The organism is Microbacterium sp. 05T445, from assembly GCF_056395865.1.
Genome location: NZ_JBFTKJ010000001.1, coordinates 1,158,849 through 1,176,414 on the forward strand (window position 1 = coordinate 1,158,849; position 17,566 = coordinate 1,176,414).

General features: G+C 72.4%; 17 protein-coding genes. 5 read left to right on the forward strand and 12 right to left on the reverse strand.

What is annotated here, in order from left to right; all coding sequences use genetic code 11:
• The first annotated feature begins 82 nt into the window (after positions 1 to 82).
• Positions 83 to 1,483 (forward strand): MFS transporter, encoded by a 1,401-nt coding sequence (locus AC1DDU_RS05615; RefSeq protein WP_477433436.1) that lies wholly within the window; start codon positions 83 to 85, stop codon positions 1,481 to 1,483.
• Between the two features lie 11 nt (positions 1,484 to 1,494).
• Here AC1DDU_RS05615 and AC1DDU_RS05620 read toward each other — a convergent pair whose 3' ends face one another.
• On the reverse strand, positions 1,495 to 2,748 hold the full coding sequence (locus AC1DDU_RS05620) for an FAD-dependent oxidoreductase (protein WP_477431948.1): 1,254 nt from the start codon (positions 2,746 to 2,748) through the stop codon (positions 1,495 to 1,497).
• Between the two features lie 110 nt (positions 2,749 to 2,858).
• On the opposite strand from AC1DDU_RS05620, the gene AC1DDU_RS05625 reads away from it, so the two are divergent.
• The gene (locus tag AC1DDU_RS05625) at positions 2,859 to 4,457 is read left to right on the forward strand and encodes a peptide MFS transporter (protein ID WP_477431950.1); all 1,599 of its coding nucleotides are present in this window, start codon (positions 2,859 to 2,861) and stop codon (positions 4,455 to 4,457) included.
• A 48-nt stretch (positions 4,458 to 4,505) separates the two neighbouring features.
• On the opposite strand, the gene AC1DDU_RS05630 is transcribed toward AC1DDU_RS05625, so the two are convergent.
• Entirely contained in the window at positions 4,506 to 6,194 is a 1,689-nt protein-coding gene (locus AC1DDU_RS05630) for a WXG100 family type VII secretion target (protein ID WP_477431952.1), read from the reverse strand.
• A gap of 117 nt (positions 6,195 to 6,311) precedes the next feature.
• Positions 6,312 to 7,640, reverse strand: a complete 1,329-nt coding sequence (locus AC1DDU_RS05635; protein WP_477431954.1) for an MFS transporter — start codon at positions 7,638 to 7,640, stop codon at positions 6,312 to 6,314.
• 78 nt (positions 7,641 to 7,718) lie between these two features.
• Between AC1DDU_RS05635 and AC1DDU_RS05640 the strand changes: the two genes are divergently transcribed.
• Both AC1DDU_RS05640 and purU read left to right on the forward strand, forming a co-directional pair.
• Complete coding sequence (locus AC1DDU_RS05640) at positions 7,719 to 8,108, forward strand: MerR family transcriptional regulator (protein ID WP_477431956.1); 390 nt, start codon at positions 7,719 to 7,721, stop codon at positions 8,106 to 8,108.
• A gap of 68 nt (positions 8,109 to 8,176) precedes the next feature.
• Positions 8,177 to 9,052, forward strand: coding sequence for a formyltetrahydrofolate deformylase (gene purU, locus AC1DDU_RS05645; RefSeq protein WP_477431958.1), 876 nt, complete (start codon positions 8,177 to 8,179; stop codon positions 9,050 to 9,052).
• Between the two features lie 43 nt (positions 9,053 to 9,095).
• Here the strand turns inward: purU and AC1DDU_RS05650 are convergent, their stop codons facing one another.
• The 9 genes from AC1DDU_RS05650 to pcaH form a co-directional block, all read right to left on the reverse strand.
• Entirely contained in the window at positions 9,096 to 9,896 is an 801-nt protein-coding gene (locus AC1DDU_RS05650) for an IclR family transcriptional regulator domain-containing protein (RefSeq protein WP_477431960.1), read from the reverse strand.
• 22 nt (positions 9,897 to 9,918) lie between these two features.
• Positions 9,919 to 11,091 carry a thiolase family protein gene (locus tag AC1DDU_RS05655; protein WP_477431962.1) on the reverse strand — a complete coding sequence of 391 codons (1,173 nt, stop codon included), beginning with the start codon at positions 11,089 to 11,091 and terminating at the stop codon, positions 9,919 to 9,921.
• A gap of 1 nt (position 11,092) precedes the next feature.
• Positions 11,093 to 11,785 carry a 3-oxoacid CoA-transferase subunit B gene (locus AC1DDU_RS05660; protein ID WP_477431964.1) on the reverse strand — a complete coding sequence of 231 codons (693 nt, stop codon included), beginning with the start codon at positions 11,783 to 11,785 and terminating at the stop codon, positions 11,093 to 11,095.
• On the reverse strand, positions 11,782 to 12,534 hold the full coding sequence (locus AC1DDU_RS05665) for a 3-oxoacid CoA-transferase subunit A (RefSeq protein WP_477431966.1): 753 nt from the start codon (positions 12,532 to 12,534) through the stop codon (positions 11,782 to 11,784). Before AC1DDU_RS05665 ends, AC1DDU_RS05660 begins: the two co-directional genes overlap by 4 nt.
• 159 nt (positions 12,535 to 12,693) lie before the next feature.
• Positions 12,694 to 13,095, reverse strand: a complete 402-nt coding sequence (pcaC, locus tag AC1DDU_RS05670) for a 4-carboxymuconolactone decarboxylase (protein WP_477431968.1) — start codon at positions 13,093 to 13,095, stop codon at positions 12,694 to 12,696.
• The gene (locus AC1DDU_RS05675; RefSeq protein WP_477431969.1) at positions 13,092 to 13,868 is read right to left on the reverse strand and encodes an alpha/beta fold hydrolase; all 777 of its coding nucleotides are present in this window, start codon (positions 13,866 to 13,868) and stop codon (positions 13,092 to 13,094) included. The genes pcaC and AC1DDU_RS05675 overlap by 4 nt, the downstream gene beginning before the upstream one ends.
• Positions 13,865 to 15,277, reverse strand: a complete 1,413-nt coding sequence (locus AC1DDU_RS05680) for a lyase family protein (protein ID WP_477431971.1) — start codon at positions 15,275 to 15,277, stop codon at positions 13,865 to 13,867. Before AC1DDU_RS05680 ends, AC1DDU_RS05675 begins: the two co-directional genes overlap by 4 nt.
• Positions 15,267 to 15,839 (reverse strand): protocatechuate 3,4-dioxygenase subunit alpha, encoded by a 573-nt coding sequence (gene pcaG, locus AC1DDU_RS05685; RefSeq protein WP_477431973.1) that lies wholly within the window; start codon positions 15,837 to 15,839, stop codon positions 15,267 to 15,269. Before pcaG ends, AC1DDU_RS05680 begins: the two co-directional genes overlap by 11 nt.
• Positions 15,839 to 16,657 (reverse strand): protocatechuate 3,4-dioxygenase subunit beta, encoded by an 819-nt coding sequence (gene pcaH / locus AC1DDU_RS05690; protein WP_477431975.1) that lies wholly within the window; start codon positions 16,655 to 16,657, stop codon positions 15,839 to 15,841. The genes pcaG and pcaH overlap by 1 nt, the downstream gene beginning before the upstream one ends.
• A gap of 135 nt (positions 16,658 to 16,792) precedes the next feature.
• Here pcaH and AC1DDU_RS05695 point away from each other — a divergent pair, with 135 nt between their 5' ends.
• A complete protein-coding gene (locus tag AC1DDU_RS05695) occupies positions 16,793 to 17,545 on the forward strand; it encodes an IclR family transcriptional regulator (RefSeq protein WP_477431976.1) in 753 nt (250 codons plus the stop codon).
• Positions 17,546 to 17,566 lie beyond the last annotated feature (21 nt).

A 17,566-nucleotide genomic window follows, 5' to 3' on the forward strand; every position in this document is an offset into this window, starting at 1 on the left:
CACCCGCGGAGACCGTGTCCCACAGCGCCGATAGCCTGAACGGATGGGCGCGGGAGACGACGAGAGAAGACGACTCACCCGGATGCCGCGCCAGGGCGCGATCGTTGCGGTCCTCGCCATCGCAGGGCTGGCCTCGTCGTTCATGTTCACGCTCGTCGTGCCGATCCAGTCGAAGCTCCCGGAGCTGCTGGACGCGAGCCGCGACGACACCGCGTGGGTGGTCACCTCGACGCTGCTGGCGGCGGCGGTGATGACCCCGATCGCCGGCCGTCTGGGCGACATGTACGGCAAGCGGCGGATCGTGTTGGTGCTGCTCGGGCTGCTGGTGGCGGGCTCCGTCATCGCAGCGGTCTCCACCGGCATCATCGGGGTGATCATCGGCCGGACGCTGCAAGGCGCCGTGACCGGCGTCATCCCGCTCGGGATCTCGATCCTCCGCGACGTGCTGCATGAGGACCGCGTCGACGCCGCCATCGCCCTCATCAGCGCCACGCTCGGCGTGGGCGGCGCCCTGGGACTGCCGATCAGCGCCCTCATCACCGAGCGCAGCGACTGGCACGTGCTGTTCTGGGTCGCGGCCGGACTCGGCGTGATCGTCTTCGCCCTGGTCGCCTGGATCGTGCCGGTCAGCGCCCTGCGCACCGGCGGGCGGTTCGACTTCGTCGGCACCGCGGGGCTCGCGGTGGGCCTGCTCGGCGTGCTGCTGGCCGTCTCGCGCGGCAACGAGTGGGGCTGGACCTCGCCCGCGGTGCTCGCCTGCGGCCTGGGCGGCCTGGCCGTGCTGCTGGTGTGGGGCTGGTACGAGCTGCGCATCGCGGAGCCGCTGCTCGACCTGCGCGTCGCCGCCCGGCGGCCGGTGCTGCTGACCAACCTCGCCTCCGTCGCGTTCGGGTTCGCGCTGTTCGCGTCGAACGTCGTCTACCCGCAGATGCTCGAGCTGCCGGCGGCCGCGGGCGGCTTCGGGCTGTCGCTGGTGGCCGCCAGCCTGGTCGTCATGCCGGCGGGCCTGGTGATGATGGTGCTCTCGCCGTTCTCGGGGCGCCTGGCACGCACGGTGGGGCCGAAGCTCCTCCTCGTGCTCGGGGCGCTCGCACTGGTGGCGACCTACGGGTTCACGCTCGTGGCGTCCGACCACGTGTGGCAGATCCTCGCCGCGAACATCGGCATCGGGTTCGGCATCGGCTTCGGGTACGCCGCCATGCCGATGCTCATCATGCGCTCGGTGCCGCAGTCCGAGACAGGTGCGTCGAACGGTCTGAACGCCCTGTTCCGCTCGCTGGGCACGAGCACCGCCGCCGCGGTGATCGGCGCCGTGCTGGCGACGTTCGCCACCGACCTCGACGGGGTCGTCGTCCCGACGCCCGACGCGTTCCACGTCTCGTTCCTGCTGGGCGGGGCGGCCGCGGTGGTCGCCCTGGTGGTGGCGCTGTTCATCCCACGCCGCCACGCGCCGCAGGAGCGGCATCCGTCCCTCCCGGAATGAGGTCCGGCACCTCAGCCGCGCAGCAGCTCCAGACGCGGTGCGGCGGGTGCGAGGCGCTCCGCGACGGCGACCGCGGAGCGGACCGCGCTCTCGTGGGAGTCGGCGTCGGCGGTGTACAGCCCTGCGAGCGACACGCCCTCCCGCCCCTGCAGCGGGCGCAGCCGGCGCTGGGCGTCGAAGTAGGCCGTGTCGATCAGCCCGTGCCGGTAGCTCGCGGTGGCGTACAGCGGCCGCGGGGGTTCGGCTTCGTACGTCACCCAGCTCTTGAACACGTCGCCGCCGCGCGCGGGCGCCCACACCGACAGCGCGCTGCGCCCGTCGCCGGCGCGCACGTTCACCACCGACCACGCCGCGCGATCCCGCGGCATGAGACGGCGGTCGCCGTGGATCGCGATGGTGGTGTCGAAGTACCGGAAGCGGGCGAGCTGCTGCGTCAGCTCCGCCTGTTCGGGCAGCGGCGCGAGCAGATCGTGCGCCGTGCGCGCGTCGCACGCGAGCACGAGGTGGTCGAACGGATGCCGCGTCCCCGCGACGTCGACGAGCAGCGTGCCGTCGGCGTCCCTGGCGACGGAATCGACCGCCGCGTCGCTGTGCAGCCGCGCCCGCTCGAGGGAGCGGACGAGGGCGTCGACGTAGACGCGCAGGCCGCCGGGGATCTCGCTCTGCGTCGGCGGCGTCAGCCCGTGCGGGAGGTTCGCACCCAGGTAGTACAGCGCGTTGTACGCCGCGAACCGGCGGAACTCGGCGAGCTCGACGCACCAGAAGGCCTGCAGCAGGGGGAACAGGAAGCCGTTGACGAAGGACGCGGGCAGGCGCTTGCGCGCGACGTACTCCTCGATCGTCATCGTCGTGTCGTGGCGGGCGAGGAAGGCGGGGATGTCGGCGAGGAAGGCGCGCAGCCGCAGCAGGTGCGCGATCGCCCGCGGCGTGAGCGACGACCACATCGGCCGTCCTCGGCGGACCGGAGGCATCGCGATCGCGCTCCTGCCGTCGGCGCGCGCGACCGTGAGGGTCGCCGCATACGACCGCCGGGGGACCTCGAGCACGTCGAGGAGGCGGGTGAACGTCGCATACGCGGCGCTGCGGGCGAAGAACTGGAAGCCGAGGTCGACGCTCAGGGCCCGCCCGCCGACGTCGATGTCGACGGTGTGCGCATGGCCACCGAAACGCGCGTCCTTCTCGAAGAGCGTGACGTCGTGGTCCTGCTCCAGCAGCCACGCGCTCACGAGCCCCGCGGTGCCGCCGCCGATGATGCCGATGCGCATGCCGACCCTCTCCGAGCGCCGCGATCCGACGGGGCTCCCCCGGCAGGTCTATCGCGCCACTGCGCGTCCTCGCTAGCCTGACGGGAACCGGGGGCGACGGGAGCACAGGCATGGACGGGCGAGAGCAGGGACATCAGGGGGACGGCGAGGAGTCCCGCCAAGAGCCGGTCGGCCCGCCCGACGGGGCTACCGCCGCCGGCCGCGAGGCGAGCGTGGGAGCCAAGGATGCCGAGCCCGGCGCCGCCGCCGTCGCGGTCGCCGACGACGGCGCCGACCACGACGCCCGCTTCTTCGGGCAGCCGTGGGCGCTGGCGCACATCTTCGGAGTGGAGATGTGGGAGCGGTTCAGCTTCTACGGCATGCAGGGCATCCTGCTCATCTACATGTACTACTCGGTCGCCGAGGGCGGCCTCGGCATCGACCAGGCGACGGCGACGGGCATCGTCGGGGCGTACGGCGGCACCGTCTACCTGTCGACGATCCTCGGCGCGTGGGTGGCCGACCGGCTGCTGGGCTCCGAGCGCGTGCTGTTCTTCAGTGCCTGGGTCATCATGGCCGGGCACATCGCGCTCGCGCTGCTGCCGAGCGTGTGGGGGCTCGGGGTGGGCCTCATCCTCGTGGCGGTGGGCTCGGGCGGCCTGAAGGCCAACGCCACCTCCGTCGTGGGCACGCTCTACAGCGCCAAGGATCCGCGCCGTGACGCGGGCTTCTCCCTCTTCTACCTCGGCATCAACCTGGGCGCCTTCCTCGGCCCCATCGTGACCGGGTTCCTGCAGACCAACGTCGGTTTCCACTGGGGCTTCGGCGCCGCCGCCATCGGCATGGCGATCGGCCTCACGCAGTACTCGTTCGGCCGCAAGCAGCTGCCGGCCTCGTCGCGCGTGGTCTCCAACCCGCTGCCGGCGAACCGCCGTGGCCTGATGATCGGCGTCGGCGTCGCCGGCCTCCTGCTCATCGTGGTGCTGGTGCTCACCGGTGTCATCCGCGCCGACAACCTCGCGGGCGTCGTGATCCTGGTGACTCTCGCGGCGGCGATCGCGTACTTCGCCGTGATCATCTCGTCGCGCCACCTCGACGGTGACGCCCGCTCGCGGGTGGTCGGCTTCATCCCGCTGTTCATCGTCAACGTGGGGTTCTGGTCGCTGTACCAGCAGCAGTTCACGGTGCTCACGATCTACTCCGACCAGCGCCTGAACCGCAACATCCTCGGCTGGGAGATGCCGGTGTCGTGGGTGAACTCCATCAACCCGATCTTCGTCATCATCCTGTCGGGCGTCTTCGCCGCGGTCTGGACGAAGCTCGGCGACCGCGCGCCCTCGGCGCCGGTGAAGTTCTCGCTCGGCGCGATGATCATGGGCGTCGCGTTCCTGCTGTTCCTGCCGTGGGCCAACGGCGCGCCGAACTCCACGCCGCTGCTGGCGATCGTCCTGATCCTGTTCGTGTTCACGATCGCCGAGCTGTTCATCTCGCCCCCGGGACTGTCGGTGACGACCAAGCTCGCCCCGGGGCGCTTCCACACCCAGATGGTGGCGCTGTACTTCCTCTCGATCGCGCTCGGCACCGCCATCGCCGGATGGCTGGCGCAGTTCTACAACCCCGAGGACGAGGTGCCCTACTTCACGATCCTCGGCGGCATCGCGATCGTGCTCGGCCTGGCACTGCTGGCCTCGGTCAAGCCGGTGCTGAAGCTGATGCGGGGCGTGCGCTAGCGCCGGTCACCCGACGGATGCCGCGGCCCGCGGCATCCGCTCTCCTCATCAGCGCGACTGGTAGACGCGTGAGATCCGGTCGATGAGTTCCTGCTCGTCCATCGAGTTGATCGCGAAGTTCCTCGCAAGGTCGAACGCCGTCATCTTGTCACCGAGCAGGCCCGTGTTGTCGCCAGTCGGATCGGCGCGTTCGGCATAGCCTGCCAGGCGTTCCATCTGCGCCTCGGTGAACGTGAGGGTCACCTTCTCACCAGCAGACACGTGGTCGGGCACGGAGCCCTGCGGGAACCAATCGCCGCTGTTGAGGTACTGCGCCGTGAGGTCGTTCGCGGTGACCTGATAGGAGTACGTCCGAGACGACATGTCTTCCTTGCCCGAGGCGTCGAAGCTCTGCTCCATCCGGAAGTCGCCGGTGTCGCCGTACTTCGCGTTCGTGATCATCTCGGCGCTGCCGTCGGGATAGGTCGTCATGACCTTCGACCCGGAGTTGTGTCCGATCTCGGTGTCTCCGACGGCGCCCACCGGAGTCTCGATGCCGAGCTTCGCGATGTCGTCGTAGTCGAGGCGTTGGATCTTCGTCGTGCCCGAGACGCCTGCGGACTCGGAACCGGGCAGCTCACCCGTCGCCTGATAGTGGGCGTACGCCGCCGCCCCCTCGGGCGTCGAGATGTCGAAGTCGGCGGTGCGCACCGTGCTGCCGTTGAACGTCTCGGTCCCCGTCAGCATCGCCTTGATGCCGAAGACGTCCAGCCCCAGCCCGGCCTTGTTGACGAGCGCGTCTGTCGGGCCGGCGGTGACGCGCACCGTGTCGTCGTCGATGCGCTCGACGACGCTGCTCACACCGCTGGAGTCCTTGACCGACGAGTCCACCGCGATCTGGTGGAAGGCGCCGTTGAGTTCCGTCTTGACGTAGTCGCCTCCGTTGGAGGTCACGGATCCGCCGACGGGGATGCTGTGCGGGTCGAACGGGTTGATCGACGCGGGGTCGACGTCCGCGCCCTCGGGCACCTTGACCTTGTACTCGGCCTCGACCCCCCACGTGCGCCCGCCGTCCAGGCCGTAACCCTTGACCTCGCCGCCGCCGCTGACCCCGATCGACACGTCCGACTTGGAGGTGTACGTGGTGAAGCCGTCCTCGGTCTTCTCCCCCGTCGTGTAGTCGGCGCCGCCGTTGACCCCGAAGGTGACCTTCGAATCGCCCGGGCCCTTCGCCCACTGCTCGAGGGATCCGTTGCCGGAGTACGTGGTCTCGCCGGTCTCGGGGTCGTACTTCACGCCGCCCCCGAGCTTGGCATCCGTGCCCTGGGCCGCGTCCTCGTCTTCGCCCCCCAGGGTGACTTTGTGGGAGTCCTTCACGTCGACCTTCGACCCGCCGGCGGCGCTGTCGTCGTCGCCCGCTCCGCCGTGCGCCCCGCCGCCGTGGGTGCCGCCCGTCGTACCTCCGCCGTGTCCACCGGCGACGCCGCCCCCTCCTGCGGAGCTGGTGCGCTCCTGATCGGCGGCGTTCGCGCGGATCCGGTCGGCGGCGTGGCGCAGCGTGGCGGCGGCGCCGGCGAGCGACGGGCCGAGCTCGCCCGACCACTGGCTTCGCACATGGTCGCCGTCCGGCCCGCCCCAGCGAACAGCGGTGACACGCGACTGCAGCGCCCGGCGCGCGTCGTCGAGCGAGTCCGCGCCCGCCGCGAGCTGCCGCCCGAACTCGCGCAACGCCTCGACATCGGCACCGTAGAACGCCATCTCTGCCCCTCGCTCCCCACAGGTCGTGCATCCGGAGCGTAACAGTGGCCGACGCGCCCGTCCCATGGGGCGCAATCCCCATGGGACGGGCGGCGACTCAGAACGGACGCGGACCGGTCAGCGGACGCTCGGCTGCGGCGCGAGAACCCCCTCCGGCACTGCGACCGCCTCCGGAATCGGCGGATCACCCGGGTCGGCCGGTTCCGCCACGGCAGCCGGGTCCACTGCCGCGCGCCCGGAGCTGCGCCGGGCGGCGAGCGCGATGCCCAGCGCCGCGAGCCCCGCGGCCAACAGGACCGCCATCGACGACACCGCCATGTTGGCGGTGGGGCCGTAGGCGGTCACCAGCTGCCCGCCGCCCCACGAGCCGAACGCGATCCCGACGTTGAACAGCACGACGATCGCCGAACTCGCGAGGTCACGGAGGCGATCGGATGCCGCGCGCATGAGCGCCGTCTGGATCAGCGGGAATACCGCACCGGTGCCGGCTCCCCACAGCGCCAGCCCCACGACCACGACGGCCGTCACGTGCGGCAGCGCGGCCAGCACCGCGTAGGCGACGACGAAGACCAGCAGGGTCGCCGTGAGCGCCGCGCGCGGGAACCGGTCGGCGAGCCACCCGGCCACCGTCACCCCCACCATCCCCGCCGCGCCGAACACGAACAGCAGCGCGCTCGCCCAGCCGTCGGCGATGCCGGCGGCGTCGGCGAGGTAGGGACGGATGTACACGAACGACAGGAACTGCGCGAGACCGATGAGCAGGCCGGAGATCCCGAGGGCCAGGAGCGCCGGGATCGACCGATCCTGCCGCAGCGGCTCGCGCGCCCCGGCGGGCACGGGTGCCACGACCGAGCGGGGAAGCCGGCGGAGCACCACGACCGCGAGCAGCAGCATCCCGATCCCCATCGCGGCGAACGAGACCCGCCAGCTGGTCAGCTGCGCGAGCGCGGTGGCCGCGGGCAGGCCCAGGACGGTCGCGGCGGTGCCACCGCCGGTGACGAGGGCGAGGCCCTTGCCGAGCTGCGACCCGGCCAGCAGCGACGATGCGTAGACGATGACGATCGCCCAGAACACGCCGTGCGCGATCGCCGCGACGACGCGGGTCGCGAAGGCGAATTCGTAGGTCGGGGCGAAAGCGGTGGCCACGTTGGCCAGCGCGAACACCGCGAGCGAGGCGGCGACCACGACGCGGCGGTCCACCGCCCGGGTCGCGCGGGTCAGCGGCAGGCTGGTGCCGATCACCACGATCGCCCACACCGACACCAGCAGCCCGATCCGGAGGGGGTCGACGCCGAGGTCGGCCGCCATCTCGGGCATGAGACCGGCAGGCAGCGACTCGGCCGTCACGGTGACGAAGACACCGAGCGAGAGCAGCAGCAGAGCGCCCATCGGCATGCGCGGGGCGGGCGGGGAGGGAAGGGTCGGGGAGGGTGTGGACGTCGTCATGGAGCGAGGCTAAACTTTGACATCAATGTCAATGTCAAGCTTTCGTGCGACACGGATCGAAACGGGACGGAGCCCGGCATGAAGATCGGCGAACTGTCGGAGCGCACCGGCATCCCCCCGCGCATGCTGCGGTACTACGAGGAGCAGGGCCTGCTCGCGTCAGAGCGCTCGGCCAACGGCTACCGCTCCTACGACGAGGCGGACGTCGAGCGCGCCACCCGGGCGCGCGGGCTCGTGCAGGCGGGCCTGTCGACGCGCCTGGCGAAGGTCGTGCTCGACGTCGAGCGGCAGTGCGCGATGGCGCAGCCGACGTGCTCCCGCGAGCTGGCCGAGATGCTCGCCACCGAGCTGACCGCCCTCGACGACCGCCTCGCGTGCCTCACCAAGAGCCGCGATGCGGTCGCCGAGTACCTCGAACTCACCCGCAACGGAGATCTCCTTCGCCAGGAGGCCGTGTCCGCGGCCTAGCGGCATCCGCCCGCCCGGCACGCACCCGCCCGCCCGCCGCCGGCCGGCAGACAGGGCAGAATCGAACAATGGCCGTCCCGCTGCACCTCAACCCCGACCACGCCTGCCTCATCGTCCACGGGAGCGACCGGCCGGGGATCGTGGCCGCGGTCTCGGCGATGATCACGCGCATCGGCGGCAACATCGTCGCGTTCGACCAGTACTCCGACAACCCCGAGGGCGGCGCCTACTTCCAGCGCGTCGTGTTCCACCGCCCCGGCTTCGCCGCCGCGCGCCCGCCCATCGAGGAGGAGATCGCCCAGACCCTCGCCGGGTTCGACCTGGAGTGGTCGCTCACCGACCAGTCGGTGCCCAAGCGCATGGCGATCCTGTCGTCCAAGCAGGACCACTGCCTGCTCGACCTGCTGTGGCGCCACCGCCGCGGCGACCTGCCGGTGACGGTGCCGATGGTCATCTCGAACCACACCACCTCCGCCGAGGACGTCCGCTCGTTCGGCGTGCCGTTCTTCCACGTGCCGGGGGCGCCGGGCCCCGACAAGTCGGCGTCCGAGGCGAAGATCCTGGAGCTGCTGAAGGGCAACGTCGATTTCGTCGTGCTCGCCCGCTACATGCAGATCCTCTCGGGCGACTTCCTCGCCGAGCTGGGCGTCCCGGTCATCAACATCCACCACTCGTTCCTGCCGGCCTTCATCGGCGCCGAGCCCTACAAGAAGGCGAAGGAGCGCGGCGTCAAGCTCATCGGCGCGACATCGCACTACGTGACCGACGACCTCGACGAAGGCCCGATCATCGAGCAGGACACGGTGCGGGTGACCCACGCCGACTCCGCCGCAGAGCTCGCCCGCCGCGGCGCCGACGTCGAGCGCCAGGTGCTCTCGCGCGCCGTGCTGTGGCACGCGCAGGACCGCGTCATCCGCCACGGCAACCACACCATCGTGTTCTGACCCGCCGAACCGGCCGCGCGCGGCCGGTGGGCGGCATCCGGGATCACACCAGGCGCAGCTCCGCGTCGATCACCGCGGCGGCGCGCTGCAGCCGCGGCAGGTACTCGGCGACGATGCGGTCGACGCTGTCGCGGGTCGCGCTCGTCGACACGTTCACCGCAGCGACCACGTCGCCCCGCCGGTCGTGCAGCGGAACGGCGACCGAGCGCAGGCCCGGCTCGAGCTCGCCGTCGATGAGCGCCCAGCCCTGATCCCGCACGCGGTCGATCTCGGCGCGCAGCGCGGGCGCGTCCGTCACGGTCCGCTCGGTGAGGGAGGGGCGATCGGATGCCGCCAGCAGCGCGTCCAGGGCGGCATCCGGCATCCCCGCCAGCAGCACGCGGCCCATCGACGTCGCGAACGCGGGGAACCGCGTGCCGATGGTGATGCGCACGCTCATGATGCGGCGGGTGGGCACGCGCGCGACGTAGACGATCTCGTGCTCGTCGAGCACCGCCGCCGACACGCTCTCGCCGATCTCGCGCGACAGGGTCTCGAGGTGCGGCTGGACGATCTCGGGGATCGACAGGGCCGACAGGTAGCTGAAGCCGAGCTCGAGCACCCGCGGCGTGAGCGAGAACCGCCGCCCGGAGCGCTCGTCGGTCCCGCGCACATAGCCCAGCTGCTCGAGGGTCCGCAGGAACCGCCCGGCGGCGGCGCGGGTGATGTCGGCGCGGCGTGCGACGTCGCTGAGGCTCAGGTCGGGATGCTCCGCATCGAACGCGCGGATGACCGCCAGCCCCCGCGCCAGCGACTGCACGGTGTCGTTCCCGGTCGCGGCGGCGTCGTCACTTGTCACGGTCACCGGCTCACCCTATCCACCCCGGTCAGCGCTCGAGGACGACCGCGAGCCCCTGACCCACGCCGATGCAGATCGCGGCGACCGCGACACCGCCGCCGCGCCGGGCGAGCTCGTGGGCGGCATGCCCGATGATGCGCCCGCCCGAGGCGCCGAGCGGATGCCCGATCGCCAGCGCGCCGCCGTGGATGTTGAGCTTCGCGGGGTCGAGGTCGGGCCAGCCGGCCAGGCACGCCAGCGACTGCGACGCGAAGGCCTCGTTGAGCTCGACCAGGTCGACGTCGGCCCACGTGCGCCCGGCCCGGGCGAGGGCCTTGTTCGCCGCCTCGATGGGCGCGATCGGGAACTGGTCGGGATCGACCCCGTGGGCGGCGCGGCCCGTGATCCGCGCGAGCGGCTCGCCGGGGAGGGCGCCCTCGCGGCCCAGCAGCACCGCAGAGGCGCCGTCGTTGATCGGGGACGAGTTGCCGGCGGTCACCGTGCCGGCGCCGTCCGCGGCGAACAGCGCCCTCAGCCCCGCGAGCTTGTCCACCGACGTGTCGTCGCGGATGCCCTCGTCGCGCGCGAGCGCGGCGCCGGGCACCTGCACCACCTCGGCGTCGTAGACGCCGTCCGCCCACGCCGCGGCGGCGAGCCGGTGCGAGCGCACGGCGAACGCGTCCTGCGCCTCCCGGGTGATCCCCCATTCGCGCGCGATCTGCTCGGCGGACTCGCCGTTGGAGATCGTCCAGTGCTTGGGCAGCGCGGGGTTGGTCATCCGCCACCCGATGGACGTGTTCCACATCGTCTGGTTGCCCACGCTCGGCCACGGCCGCGGTGACTTCTCCACGACGTACGGCGCGCGGCTCATCGACTCGACGCCGCCGGCGAGCACGATGTCGGCGTCGCCGGCCTCGATCGCGCGCGACCCCTGGATCACTGCCTCGACCGACGAGGCGCACAGCCGGTTGACCGTGACACCCGTCACCGACGTCGGAAAGCCCGCGAGCAGGGCGCCCATGCGGCCCACGTTGCGGTTGTCCTCCCCGGCCTGGTTGGCGTCGCCGAAGATCACGTCGTCCACGCGCGCCGGGTCCAGGCCGGTGCGCTCGATCGTGGCCTTCATGACGACGGCGGCGAGGTCGTCGGGCCGGACGCCCGAGAGGGCGCCGCCGGCGCGGCCGAAGGGGGTGCGGACGGCGTCGTACACGTAGGTGGCCATGTCATTCGCCTTCCCGGATGCCGGTGGCCCCGGCATCCGTCAGTTCCACGCCGGTGAGCTCGGCGAGAAGCTCGACGGTGTTGTCGCCGAACGCCTCGCGCACCGCGAAGCCCTCCGGCGTCACGTCGAAGACGGCGTGGTCGGTGTAGATGCGGGTGACGCAGCCGACGCCTGTCAGCGGATACGTGCACGCCTCGACCAGCTTGGACTGGCCCGTCCTGGTCAGCAGGTCGGTCATGACGTAGACGTTCTTGGCGCCGATGGCGAGGTCCATCGCGCCGCCGACGGCGGGGATCGCCCCGGGCGCCCCCGTGGACCAGTTGGCGAGGTCGCCGCCCTGCGAGACCTGGAAGGCCCCGAGCACGCACACGTCGAGGTGGCCGCCGCGCATCATGCCGAACGAGTCGGCGTGGTGGAAGTAGGAGGCGCCGGCGAGTGCCGTGACGGGCTGCTTGCCCGCGTTGATGAGGTCGGGGTCGAGGGCGCCCGGCTCGGGCGAGGGACCCATGCCCAGCATCCCGTTCTCGGTGTGGAGGATGATCTCCTGGTCGGCCGGCAGGTAGTCGGCCACCAGCGTCGGCGCGCCGATGCCGAGGTTGACGTACGAACCATCGGGGATGTCGCGGGCGACGCGGGCGGCCAGCTGCTCCCGCGACAGGCGCGTCGCCTCACGCGTGGTCTCGACGGCGTTCATGCGCCCGCCGCCGTTCCGGCCGCCGCCACCGGACGCCCCTCGATGTCGACGCCGCCGACGAACGCGCCCCCGTCGAGCCACGCGCGCTCCCCCACCGCCACGACGCGGTCGACGAAGATGCCCGGCGTCACGACGGCCTCGGGGTCCAGCGCCCCCAGCGGCACGATCTCGTCGACCTGCACGACGGTGGTCGTCGCCGCGGCCGCCATGATCGGCCCGAAGTTGCGGGCGGTCTCGCGGTAGACGAGGTTGCCCCAGCGGTCGGCCTGCCGCGCCGAGACGAGGGCCACATCGGCCGCGAGCGGGTATTCGAGGGCGTACCTGCGGCCGTCGATCTCGCGGATCTCCTTGCCGTCCGCCAGCTGCGTGCCCACGCCCGTCGGCGAGTAGAAGGCGCCGATGCCGGCGCCGGCGGCACGGATGCGCTCGGCGAGGTTGCCCTGCGGCACCAGCTCGAGCTCGATCTCGCCGGCGCGGTAGAGCCCGTCGAACACCCACGAGTCGTGCTGACGCGGGAACGAGCAGACGATCCGGCGCACGCGGCGATGCGCCAGCAGCGCCGCGAGCCCGACGTCGCCGTTCCCGGCGTTGTTGTTGATGATCGTGAGATCGGTCGCGCCCTGCGCGATCAGCGCGTCGATCAGCTCGACGGGCTGGCCGGCACGGCCGAAGCCGCCGATCATGACGGTCGCCCCGTCGGGGATGCCGGCCACCGCCTCTTCGACGGTCGCGACGGTCTTGTCGATCATGCGATCTCCTCATGTTCGCTGTGCGAACACTCGTTCGTTATGCGCCCAGTCTACGCAACCCGCGTCGCTTCGGGAAGTCCCGGAACCGCGGACGCAGGACGCGCTCGCCCACGCCGGACAGCCCGATGCCGCCGGGACGAACGACGCGACGAGGGAGTGTCAGACCCCGTCGGCGAACACCTCGCCCGCGATGCGGAACGCCGTGTTCGCGGCGGGCACGCCGCAGTACAGGCCCGCCTGGAGGATGACCTCGGTGATCTCCTCGACGGTCAGGCCGTTGCGCACCGCGGCCCGCAGGTGCATCGCGAGCTCCTCCTCGTGCCCCAGCGCGATGAGCGCCGTGAGCACGGCGACCGAGCGCGACCGCCGGTCGAGCCCCGGCCGCGACCAGATGTCGCCCCATGCGACACGGGTGATGAAGTCCTGGAAGTCCGCCGTCAGCGGGGTGGTGCGCGCGACGGCGCGGTCGACGTGGGCGTCCGACAGCACCTCGCGGCGCACCGTCATCCCCTGGTCGTACCGCTCCTGGTCGGTGAGGCCCTCACCCTCCGGACGCGTCATGCGGCACGCTCCGCCACGATCGCGTCGAAGAACCCGCGCAGGGCGGTCACGGTGGCCGCAGGATCGTCGACGGGCGCCAGATGGGAGGCATCCGGGATCCCGAGCGCCTGGCCGCGCGGCACGCCGGCGGCGATCTCACGGGCGGATGCCTCGGGCGTGACGGCGTCGTGATCGCCCCACACCGCGAGCACCGGGGCGGCGATGAGGCCGAGCCGATCGCGCACGTCGAAGGCGGCCAGCGCCTCGCAGCACAGCGCGTAGCTCTCGTCGTCGGCGTCCTGCAGTGCGTGCAGCAGCCGGCCGGTGGTGTCGGGGTCGCGGCCGATCGACCCCGGCGCGAACCAGCGCTGCGCGGAGCCGATGAGGAGGCTCGACGTGCTCTGGGCGCGCACCTGCGCCGCACGCTCGTGCCAGCCGTCGGGGGTGCCGATGGCCGCACCCGAGCACAGGATCGCGGCGGCACCCACGCGGTCGGGGTGACGCAGCAGCAGTTCGAGGCCGACCGCGCCGCCGAGCGACACCCCGGCGTACAGGAACGGCCCGTCGACGGCGTCGGCGACGGCGTCGGCGAGCTCTGCGACGGTGAACGGCGAGGTCGCCGCCGGCGCGGAGCCGTGCCCAGGAAGGTCCCACGCGAGGACGCGGTACCGATCGGCGAGCGTCGGGATCGCGCGGTCCCACAGCAGCGTGGACGTGCCCAGCGACGGCCCGAGCACGAGCAGCGGGGCGTGCGCGGCACCGACCGGGACGGTCAGCGAGATGGTGGGGATCACCCGTCCTCCTCTCGGGGAGCGGTCGCTCCGTGGTCGACGGCCCGGTCGACCAGACGGCCGGCGAGCCCGGTGTAGCGGGCGGGATCGAGCAGGTCGGCGACGAGCAGGTCGGGGGCGACGCCCCGCTCGGCGGCGAGCGCGGTCACCTCGGGCAGCCCGACGAGGGCGGCGGCGAGGTCGCCTCCGCCGGCGGCGTCGGCGACGAGTCGCGTCACCCGCTCGGGGCCGATACGCGGGCCCAGCACGATCGAGAGCCGCTCGGCGACGATGAGGCCCCGCGTCGCGGCCAGATTGCGTGCCACGGCGTCGGTGTCGACGTGCAGGCCGGCCACGAGCGTCGCCGCGTGCGCCGTCGCGCCGAGCGCCAGGCGCAGCAGCTCCCGCAGCGTCGGCCACTCCGCGTGCCAGGCGCCGTCCGGTCGTTCGTCCACGGCGAGCGCCGACGCGAGGTGCAGCGTCGCGCCGAGCTGGGGCGCGCGCAGCGCCGCGGAACGGATGAGCACGGATGCCGCGGGGTTGCGCTTCTGCGGCATCGCCGACGACCCGCCGGCCGCGCCCTCGGCGAGCTCGCCGATCTCGGTGCGGCTGAGCGTCGCGACGTCCGCGGCGATCTTGCCGACGGCGTCGATCGCCTGCACCAGGGCGTCGCCGAGCTCGGTGACCGGCCAGCGCTCGGTGTGCCACGGCGCGTCGGGGGCGGCGAGGCCGAGCTCTCGCGCGTACAGGGCGGGCAGCGCCGCCGCGACGTCGGCGCCCGCGATCTCGGCGAAGGACGCGAGCGTCCCGGCCGCTCCGCCGAGCTGCACGGGCAGGCGCCGCTGGGCCTCTTCGACCCGGGTCTTCGCGCGTGCGACGCCGCGCAGCCATCCCGCCGCCCGGGCGCCGACGGTCGTCGGCACCGCGTGCTGGGAGAGCGTCCGCGACGTCGCGGCCTCGTCGCGCCGCGAGCGGGCGAGCGAACGCAGCGACACCTCGATGTGCGCGAGCGCGGCGACGATCCGGCTCGTCGCCGCACGGGCGATCAGCATCAGCGCCGTGTCGAGGATGTCCTGGCTGGTCGCCCCGCGGTGCAGCCACGCGCCCGCCTCGGGCGAGACCCGGTTCTTCATGAGCCCGACGAGCGGGATCACGGGGTTGCCGCCGGCGACGGCATCCGCCGCGAGCGCGACGCCGTCCACGCCGTGGCCGGGGCATCCGCGCAGTCCGCCCAGCCAGCCGAACTCCGCCTCGATCTCGTCGACCGCCGCAGCCGGGGCGACCCCGGCCTCGCGGTAGGCGCGGGCCAGCGCCACCTCGGCGGTCACCAGCGCGTCGAGGCAGGCGGCATCCGTCACCGTCGCGTCGTGCCCGACGGTCACCGGCGACAGCAGCCCCGCGTCCAGCGGGGCGCCGTGAGGGTCAGAACGCAAGGAACACGGTCTCCTTCTCGCCCTGCAGGTGGATGTCGTGGTGCAGGTGGCCACCCGGCAGGCGCGTCGCGATGAGCGTAGCGCGCTCGCTCTCGTCGAGGGAGGACAGGAGCGGGTCCGCCGCGCGCAGCTCGTCGTGCTCGGGGAGGTAGATGCGCGTCACGAGCTTGTCGGGAAGGCCCCGCGCGAACACCACGACCGAGAAGAACGGCGCTCGGCCGTCGACGGGTCCCGGGTCGCAGGTCCAGAACTCGTACCGGCCGACGTCGGTGGTCGCCGCGCGCCCGAACCCGGTGAACGTGTGGTCGTCGCGACCGAGCGCGCCGTGCGCACGGGGGATGGCGCCGTTGCGGTCGGCGCTCCAGATCTCGACGACCGCGTCGGGGATCGGCGCTCCTGCGCCGTCGAACACCGTCCCGCCGAGCACGATCGCGCCCGGGCTGTGCGGGAAGACGACCTCGTGCTTCTTCGGGTAGTCCAGGCCGAACGCGAAGAACGGTCCGACGGTCTGGCCGGGGGTGGGCTCGTGGGTCTTCGCACCGAGGTCGCGCATCACAGCCATCAGCGGTCCCCTTCCTCGGGCTCGAACCAGGTGGCGTCCGGGCCGTCGACGACGATGTCGAAGCGGTAGCCCATCGAGAACTCGGGCACCGACAGGTCGTGGTCGTAGACGCCGATGAGGCGGTCGCGATCCTGCTGCCGCCAGACGCTGTTGTAGATGGGGTCGAGGGGGAACAACGGGTCCCCGGGGAAGTACATCTGCGTCACCAGCCTCTGGGTGAACCCCGAGCCGAACACCGAGAAGTGGATGTGCGCGGGCCGCCACGCGTTGACGTGGTTGCGCCACGGGTAGGGGCCCGGCTTGATCGTCGTGAAGCGGTAGAACCCGTGGTCGTCGGTGACGGCGCGGCCGGCACCGGTGAAGTGGGGATCCAGGGGGGCAGGATGCTGGTCCCGCTGGTGGATGTAGCGGCCCGCCGCGTTCGCCTGCCAGATCTCGACGAGCTGGTTCGCCAGCGGCCGGCCCCACGAGTCGAGAAGGCGCCCCTGCACGGTGATGCGCTCGCCCTGCGGCTCGCCGGCGTGCTGCGCGGTCAGGTCCGACTCGATGGCGGCCACTTCGCGCTGACCGAAGGCCGGGGACCAGAGCTCGATGCTCTCCGGGTCCACGAGCTTGGGGTTCTTGGTGGGATGCCGGAGCAGGCTCGAGCGATACGGCGGGAAGTCGTGCAGCGTGGGCGGCAGCGCCTCCCCCGCTCCCTCGCGGAGGGCGGTCGCCGCGTGGTGGTCGGCGATCTCGCGGGTGATCTCGGCCTGCGGCGGCTGGTCGGGTGAGGCCAGCAGCGACTCGGGCGCTGCGGCCGTGGGCGCGGCATCCATGACGGTCTCCTTCGACACGGGCTCGGGTGGGGCTTCACCTGCGAGCCCTCACCATCGTGCGACGCAGCGATCGCCCGAGGTCATCGTCCTCCCGATGAATGGGACTCGCTTCCTCGACCGTGGCAGACTGGCCGCGTGGCGAACTCCCCGTCCGGCGACTCGATGACGGATCGACTCGTACGCGTGCTCGAGACCTACACCCCCACCCGCACCGCGCAGACCGCCGCCGAGATCGGCCGACGCAGCGGTCTTCCCCCCTCGACCGCGCACCGCATCGTCGGAGAGCTCGTCGATGCGGGCCTGCTCGAGCGCGACGACGACCGGCGCATCCGGGTCGGGATGCGCCTGTGGGAGCTCGCCACGCGCTCCTCGCACGCCCTGCGGCTGCGGCAGGCCGCCCTGCCGTTCATGGAGCGCGTGCAGGCGCGCGTGCGCGAGCACACCCAGCTGGCGATCCTCGAGCAGGACGAGGCGCTGTTCCTGGAACGGCTGAGCGGTCAGGGCGCGGGCGCGAACGTGACGCGGGTCGCGGGTCGGCTTCCGCTGCACGCGTCCTCCTCGGGGCTCGTGCTGATGGCGTTCGCCGATGACGAGCTGCGCGAGCGGGTGCTGGCGCGCCCGCTGCGGGCGCTCACCCCGTCGACCCTCGTGGACCCGGTCGCGCTGCGCCGCAAGCTCGCCGAGGTGCGATCGCTCGGGCACGCGATCGCCCCGGGCTACATCGAGGAGGTGTCGACGGGCCTCGCCGTGCCCGTGCGCGTCGAGACCGGGGCGACCGTCGCGGCGCTCTCGGTCGTCCTCCCCCGCGACGCGCAGACCGCGTTCGCCCTCGAGGAGCTGCACCGAGCGGCACGCGACATCGAGCGGGCCATGGGCTACCGGCGCTGATCCTCGTCTCGCGGCATCCCG

Bases quoted from the DNA above. Each gene is read 5' to 3' on its own strand.
- AC1DDU_RS05660 (WP_477431964.1), bottom strand. From the start codon at position 11,785: ATGAACGCCGTCGAGACCACGCGTGAGGCGACGCGCCTGTCGCGGGAG.
- AC1DDU_RS05625 (WP_477431950.1), top strand. From the start codon at position 2,859: ATGGACGGGCGAGAGCAGGGACATCAGGGGGACGGCGAGGAGTCCCGC.
- AC1DDU_RS05620 (WP_477431948.1), bottom strand. From the start codon at position 2,748: ATGCGCATCGGCATCATCGGCGGCGGCACCGCGGGGCTCGTGAGCGCG.
- AC1DDU_RS05630 (WP_477431952.1), bottom strand. From the start codon at position 6,194: ATGGCGTTCTACGGTGCCGATGTCGAGGCGTTGCGCGAGTTCGGGCGG.
- AC1DDU_RS05665 (WP_477431966.1), bottom strand. From the start codon at position 12,534: ATGATCGACAAGACCGTCGCGACCGTCGAAGAGGCGGTGGCCGGCATC.
- AC1DDU_RS05640 (WP_477431956.1), top strand. From the start codon at position 7,719: ATGAAGATCGGCGAACTGTCGGAGCGCACCGGCATCCCCCCGCGCATG.
- pcaH (WP_477431975.1), bottom strand. From the start codon at position 16,657: ATGGATGCCGCGCCCACGGCCGCAGCGCCCGAGTCGCTGCTGGCCTCA.
- purU (WP_477431958.1), top strand. From the start codon at position 8,177: ATGGCCGTCCCGCTGCACCTCAACCCCGACCACGCCTGCCTCATCGTC.
- pcaG (WP_477431973.1), bottom strand. From the start codon at position 15,839: ATGGCTGTGATGCGCGACCTCGGTGCGAAGACCCACGAGCCCACCCCC.
- pcaC (WP_477431968.1), bottom strand. From the start codon at position 13,095: ATGACGCGTCCGGAGGGTGAGGGCCTCACCGACCAGGAGCGGTACGAC.
- AC1DDU_RS05635 (WP_477431954.1), bottom strand. From the start codon at position 7,640: ATGACGACGTCCACACCCTCCCCGACCCTTCCCTCCCCGCCCGCCCCG.
- AC1DDU_RS05655 (WP_477431962.1), bottom strand. From the start codon at position 11,091: ATGGCCACCTACGTGTACGACGCCGTCCGCACCCCCTTCGGCCGCGCC.
- AC1DDU_RS05615 (WP_477433436.1), top strand. From the start codon at position 83: ATGCCGCGCCAGGGCGCGATCGTTGCGGTCCTCGCCATCGCAGGGCTG.